Source organism: Actinomycetospora sp., assembly GCF_055612215.1.
The window spans coordinates 1-6,324 of the sequence record NZ_JBVPVA010000990.1 but is presented as its reverse complement, the minus strand read 5'-3'; the positions used below and the strand labels follow the sequence as shown (position 1 = coordinate 6,324).

General features: G+C 76.5%; 6 protein-coding genes. 3 read left to right on the top strand and 3 right to left on the bottom strand.

Annotation, left to right across the window (positions count from 1 at the left end; all coding sequences use genetic code 11):
* The 3 genes from AC0CYZ_RS26935 to AC0CYZ_RS26925 form a co-directional block, all read right to left on the bottom strand.
* A partial coding sequence (locus tag AC0CYZ_RS26935; RefSeq protein ID WP_472221098.1) for an HRDC domain-containing protein occupies window positions 1-849 on the bottom strand: 849 nt, incomplete at its 3' end.
* A gap of 77 nt (window positions 850-926) precedes the next feature.
* A complete protein-coding gene (locus tag AC0CYZ_RS26930; protein ID WP_472221096.1) occupies window positions 927-1,643 on the bottom strand; it encodes a response regulator in 717 nt (238 codons plus the stop codon).
* Between the two features lie 718 nt (window positions 1,644-2,361).
* Complete coding sequence (locus AC0CYZ_RS26925) at window positions 2,362-2,964, bottom strand: DUF3000 domain-containing protein (protein ID WP_472221094.1); 603 nt, start codon at window positions 2,962-2,964, stop codon at window positions 2,362-2,364.
* 145 nt (window positions 2,965-3,109) lie between these two features.
* On the opposite strand from AC0CYZ_RS26925, the gene hemE reads away from it, so the two are divergent.
* From hemE to AC0CYZ_RS26910, 3 genes are all read left to right on the top strand, one after another.
* Window positions 3,110-4,201 (top strand): uroporphyrinogen decarboxylase, encoded by a 1,092-nt coding sequence (gene hemE / locus AC0CYZ_RS26920; protein ID WP_472221092.1) that lies wholly within the window; start codon window positions 3,110-3,112, stop codon window positions 4,199-4,201.
* Complete coding sequence (hemG, locus tag AC0CYZ_RS26915) at window positions 4,198-5,673, top strand: protoporphyrinogen oxidase (protein ID WP_472221090.1); 1,476 nt, start codon at window positions 4,198-4,200, stop codon at window positions 5,671-5,673. The genes hemE and hemG overlap by 4 nt, the downstream gene beginning before the upstream one ends.
* A gap of 159 nt (window positions 5,674-5,832) precedes the next feature.
* Window positions 5,833-6,324, top strand: a 492-nt coding sequence (locus AC0CYZ_RS26910; protein WP_472221088.1) for a chlorite dismutase family protein, incomplete at its 3' end; no start/stop codon positions are given.

Sequence of the window (6,324 nt, the reverse complement as noted above, 5' to 3'; positions counted from 1 at the left end):
CCGCTCGGCGAGGCGGCGCTGCGCCCGCCCGCGGAACACGGGCAGGGCGACCATCGCCTCCCGGTCGGCGGGCTCGCGCACGGCCACGTCGACGATGGCGGTGTCGGGCAGCAGTCGTCCCGGAGCGACGTCCCGGCTCGCAGCGAGCTCGTCGCGCGACTCCCACAGCGAGCGCACGACGGCGAGCTGGCGCGGCCTGCGCACCTTGTGCAGCCCGGACGTGCGTCGCCACGGCTCGGCGCGCCGGGGCGGCGGACCGGCGAGGCGGACGGCCTCGAACTCCTGGCGGGCCCACTCGGCCTTGCCCTGGCGCTCGAGGTCGGCGCCGAGCAGCTCGCGCATCGGCACGAGGAGCTCGACGTCGAGCGCGGCGTAGACGAGCCAGTCGGCCGGCAGCGGACGGGTCGACCAGTCGGCCGCGCCGTAGCCCTTGCGCAGCCGGACGCCGAGCAGCCGTTCGGCCAGCGGCCCGAGGCCGACCCGGGGGTAGCCCGCGAGTCGCCCGGCGAGCTCGGTGTCGAACAGCGAGTCCGGGTGCATGCCCACCTCGGCGAGGCAGGGCAGGTCCTGGGAGGCGGCGTGCAGCACCCACTCGACGCCGCGCAGCGCCTCCCCGAGCACGGTGAGGTCCCCGCCGACGGCGACGGGGTCGACGAGGGCCGACCCGGCGCCCTCGCGGCGCAGCTGCACCAGGTAGGCGCGGGCCGAGTACCGGAACCCCGACGCCCGCTCGGCGTCGAGGGCGACCGGGCCGGTGCCCGCGGCCATGGCCGCGGCGAGCTCGGTCAGCGCACCGCGGTCGGTGATCAGCTCGGGCACGCCCTCGGCCGGGGCCAGGAGGTCGACCACGTCGTCCGCGCCGGACTCCGTGTCGCCCTCCTGGCCCTGCGCCGTCGTCCCGGCGTCGCCGGGGTCCTGGGGCGGGCTCAGCGGATGACGCCGGCCCGCATGGCCAGCGCGACCATCTGGGCGCGGTCGCCCGTGCCGAGCTTGCGACCGATCCGCGAGAGGTGACTCTTGACCGTCAGGGCCGAGAGGCTCAGCGCGTCACCGATCTCCTTGTTGGAGCGGCCGTCCGCCACCAGTTGGAGCACCTCCACCTCACGGGCCGACAGCTCCCGCGGGGTGTTGTCGGTCGCCGGTACCCGGGTGCCGGCCGCGAGGAGCGGAGCGACCGACGGGTCGGCGTAGAGGCCGCCCTCCAGCACGCGCCGCACGCCGTCGGTGACGATGCCGGGTGAGGCCGACTTCAGCAGGTACGCCTGGGCGCCCGCCTGGAACGCCGCCCGCACGGCCGACGGGTCGTCCGACGCCGCCAGCACGACGATGCGGTTCCACCCCTGGGCCCGCAGTTCGGCGATCAGGTCGAGCCCGCTGCCGTCCGGCAGTCCGAGGTCGAGGATCGCGAGGTCGCACGGCCCGGAGGCCAGCGCCCGCGTCCTGGCCTCGGAGATCGAGGCCGCCTCGTGGACGGTGCCCGCACCCATGGAGGACAGCCGCTGCGCGATCGCCTCGCGCAGCAGCGGGTGGTCGTCGACCACCAGCACGGAGAACATCTCTTCACGCGGATGCGGAACCATCGCCGGTGGCAACAGCCCGCTCGCGACGCCTCGTAGAGCCATCCCTGGGCCCACGGTAGCCACGTCAACTACCTCCCTGGAGTCGGTCTTGCCCCCCGACAAGACGCACCTGGATCCCCCGGTCTCCGACCGCGCCGCCGAACGGCCGAGGAAGTGCGTCGCGGAAGAACATATCCCCCCTGGCGAGTTAACGAGAGCATTAGGGCCAACTTCGCTCGGTGGAGTTTCCCCCGGAACGGCGTCGTGGTCACTCCGTGGTGTCGCGGCGCGACGCTCCGTCAGCTCGTCGTGACACAGTGTGTAGTCACTGTGACGGTACGTACACAATGCGGCCGTTCGCCGGACGGCGGTTGCGACGTTCGACGCATTCTCCGGTCAAGGTCAGCCGTAGTAGCCCGACGACGTTCGGCGGCGGCATCGTGGCCCGTTCGCGGCCCGCCGTTCCCCCGCGGAGGCGAAGCGCGGCGGGGACGGGCCGATGCGTACACGCGGTGCCGTGGCCTGCGAAAAGGGCTCCCGTCGGCACCAGTGGTACCGGGAAATGCAAGGTCGAAAACGACCGCGAACCGCTTCGCGGCGAGACGTCGGGAACCGTGGTGTCTCCGTCGGGAACGATCCGGGATGCACGCTGCCCGGCCCGCCCGTGCGAGGCACTGCGGACCCGACCGGGCCGCCGGCGGCGCCGCACCGGCTCCCCGACCTCCGGCGTGGGTGAGGGAGCCCGAGGTGCCCCGGTGGCCCGGGCGTGTCGGGCGTGCCGGGCACCCGGGCGCCCGGGGGGTCAGCCCGGACGGTGCGCGGCGAGGCTCGCGACGCCCACCGGCGGGAGCCCGGCCGCCGTCGCCAGCACCGTCGTGAACGCGGTGCCGTGCTCGGTGAGGTCGACCGCCGCCGGGTCCTCGCCCAGCACCGGTGTCCACGACGCGCGCAGTTCGAGGTCGGTGACGTGGGAGGGCCCGGAGATGTCGCCGAAGCGCACCGAGGAGGTCTGGGTGACGGTCCCGCCGACCGCGGTGGAGTCGGCCCCGCTCTCCTCCAGCGCACCGGTCAGCCAGGACCAGGCGACCTCGGGCAGCAGCGGGTCGTTCGCGTGCTCGGGGTCGAGCTCAGCGCGCACGAACGTCACCAGCCGCAGCGTGCCGTCCCACGCCTCCTGGCCGTCGGGGTCGTGCAGCAGCACCAGGCGGCCGGTGACCAGCACGTCGGGCTCGGCCCCGGAGGGGTCGGCCGGGGACACCACCTCGGCGCTCCAGGCGGCCGACCAGGGCGCGAGGCGCTGCGGTGGGCGCATGTCGCGCAGCTCGATCTCGGGACGGGTGCGCAGCGCGGCCAGCGACTCCACAGCCCTCCGGAACGTCTCGGGGGCGGTCGCGGCGGCGGTCACCTCACGCAGCGTAGGTGGCTCGCGACACGCGCGGCAGTACCGACGCGCCGCGTCGGGGCTCGGCCCCTCGTGCGGGCGTGTCCGTGCTGGGGCACGAAGCGCACGCACGAGGGCCATCGGCCCGAATGGCACACTGGACGGCACCATGAGTGCGCCGACCTCGAGCACGGTCGCCGGGTCGAGCGGCCCGACGGGTCCGGGCCGACGAGACCTCCCCGGCTCCGCCTACCTCGCCGCCGCGCGGGGCGAGCGCCCGGGCCACCTGCCCGTCTGGTTCATGCGCCAGGCCGGGCGGTCGCTGCCGGAGTACCGCCGGGTGCGCCAGGGCACCGGCATGCTCGAGTCCTGCCTGACGCCGGACCTGGCCTGCGAGATCACGCTGCAGCCCGTGCGCCGCTACGGCGTCGACGCCGCGGTCCTCTTCTCCGACATCGTCGTGCCCCTCAAGGTCGCCGGCGTCGGCGTGGAGATCGTCGCGGGCACCGGCCCGGTCATCGAGTCCCCGGTGCGCAGCGCCGCCGACGTCGCGGCCCTGCCGCGGCTCGACCCCGAGGCCGTGGCGCCGGTGGCCGACGCGGTCCGCCTGCTGGTCGGCGAGCTCGGCGACACCCCGCTCATCGGGTTCGCGGGCGCGCCGTTCACGCTCGCCTCCTACCTCGTCGAGGGGGGCCCGAGCCGCAACCACGAGCGGACCAAGGCCCTGATGCACGCGGAGCCCGACACGTGGCACGCGCTGCTCGACCGGCTCGCCGACCTCGCGCTGACCTTCCTGCGCGCGCAGATCGACGCCGGGGTCGACGCGGTGCAGCTCTTCGACTCCTGGGCCGGGGCCCTCTCCGAGCGCGACTACCGCGCGCTGGTCATGCCGCACTCCGCGAAGGTCCTCGCGGGCCTGGCGGACGCGGGCGTGCCGCGCACGCACTTCGGGGTGGGCACGGGCGAGCTGCTGACGGCGATGGGCGAGGCGGGCGCCGACGTCGTCGGGGTCGACTGGCGGGTGCCGCTCGACGAGGCGACCCGCCGCGTCGGCCCGGACCGCGCGCTGCAGGGCAACCTCGACCCCGCCGTGCTGTTCGCGGGCCCCGACGTCGTCGAGCGCGAGGTCCGCCGCATCGTCGACGAGGGCCGCGCGGCCCCCGGCCACGTCGTCAACCTCGGGCACGGCGTGCTGCCCGAGACCGATCCCGACGCGCTCGCCCGCGTCGTCGACCTGGTGCACGCCCTCCCGGTCGGGTGAGCGCGACGGAGGGCCCGACGCCGGGTGCGGCGCGGGTCGTCGTCGTGGGCGGCGGGGTCAGCGGGCTCGCCGCGGCGCACCGGCTGCGCACGCGGCTCGGCGACGACGCCGTGATCACCGTGCTGGAGTCCGCGCGGGTGCTCGGGGGCAAGCTCGCCGCGGTCGACCTCGCGGGTGTGCGCGTCGACGTCGGGGCCGAGGCGTTCCTCGCCCGCCGGCCCGAGGCCGCCGAGCGCCTGACCGAGCTCGGGCTCGTCGACGAGATCGTGCACCCGTCGGCGGCGTCCTCCGCGATCCGCGCGGGCGGGGTCAGCCACGCCATGCCGCGGCGGACCGTCATGGGCGTCCCGGCCGACCCGCCCGCCGTCGCCGACCTCCTCTCCCCGGCCGGGCGCGCCGCCCTGGAGGCGGAGGAGGCGCTCGGCCCCCCGCACTGGGCCGGCGACGACTCGGTGGGCGGCCTGGTGCGGGCCCGTTTCGGCGACGAGGTGGCCGAGCGGCTCGTCGACCCGCTCCTCGGCGGGGTCTACTCGGGGCGCGCCGACGCGCTCGGCGTCCGGGCGACCGTGCCCGCCCTGGCCGCCGCGCTGGACCGGGGGGCGCCCTCGCTGCGCGCGGCCGCGGCCGACGCGCTCGATGCGGCTCCCGCTGCAGCCCCGCCGGACGGCACCGCGCCCGCCCCCGTCTTCGGCACCCTGCGCGGCGGGCTCGCGGACCTCCCGGTCGCGCTCGCCGTCGCCGCCCGGGCCGAGGTCCGCCTGGCCCGCACCGTCACGCGGGTGCACCGCACCACCGAGGGCTGGCGGGTGACCGCGTCCGGCCCGGCGGGGGAGGAGGTCCTCGACGCCGACGCGGCGGTGCTCGCCGTGCCCGCCCCGGGCCTGCGCCGCCTGCTCGCCGACGTCGCGCCCGCCGCGGCCCGGGCCGCGGCGGGCATCGAGCTGGCCTCCAGCGCCGTCGTCGCGCTCGCCGTGCCGCCGGGCACCGACCTCGGCGCCCGCTCCGGGGTGCTCATCGGGTCGGGGGAGCGGCGCCCGGACGGAACCCCGTGGACGATCAAGGCGGTCACGGTGTCGTCGGTGAAGTGGCCGCACCTGGCCACCGACGCGGCCCTCGTGCTCCGGGCCTCGGTCGGGCGCTTCGGCGACACCGTGTCGCTGGACCGCGACGACGACGAGCTGGTGGCCGCCGTGCGCTCCGACCTCGCGGCGCTGCTCGGGCTCGACGCCGAGCCGCTGGAGACGGTCGTGGCGCGGTGGGGTGGCGGGCTGCCGCAGTATGGGGTCGGGCACGACGACCGCGTCGCGGCGATCGAGCGGGCTGTGGCGGCGGAGCCGGGTCTCGCCGTGGCGGGAGCGGCCCTGCACGGGGTGGGGGTGCCGGCCTGCCTGGCGACCGGGGACGCGGCCGCCGAGCGGGTCGTCGAGCACCTGAGGACGCGCGCGGCGCGAGGGGAGCCTTCGCGCCGCTAGAGCGACCGAATCCTCCCCTCGCGCGCGGGCTTGACGGTGGCCGACCCGCGCGAGGGGAACCCTCGTGCCGGTAGAGCGACCGAACCGTCCCCTCGCGACGGGGGCCCGGGGCCCGGCGGTCCGGGGCCGCCGTCCGACCGCCGTGGCACCATGGTCGGCGTGGCCAGGCTGAACTACGACGAGCTGAACTCGACGCTGCGCTACGCCATGTGGTCGGTCTTCCGCACCGACCAGGCGCGCCTCCCCGACGACCGTCGCGCGGCCGCCGAGGAGTTCGCCGCCGCGGTCGACGAGCAGGAGGCCAAGGGCGTCGTCGTCCGCGGCGTGTACGACCTCGCCGGCATGCGGGCCGACGCCGACTGGATGGTGTGGACCCACGCGCCCGACGTCGAGTCGCTGCAGGCCACCTACACCGCGCTGCGGCGCACCGCGCTCGGGCGGGCGTCGACGCCGGTGTGGTCGAACACCGCGCTGCACCGCCCGGCCGAGTTCAACAAGAGCCACCTGCCCGCGTTCATCGCCGGCGAGGAGCCCCGCGGCTACCTCTGCCTCTACCCGTTCGTCCGCTCGCTGGACTGGTACCTGCTGCCCGACGAGGAGCGGCGCCAGATGCTCGCCGACCACGGCAAGGCCGCCCGCGGCTACGCCGAC

Coding starts and splice junctions, on each gene's coding strand:
- hemE (WP_472221092.1), top strand. CDS start 3,110: ATGAGTGCGCCGACCTCGAGCACGGTCGCCGGGTCGAGCGGCCCGACG.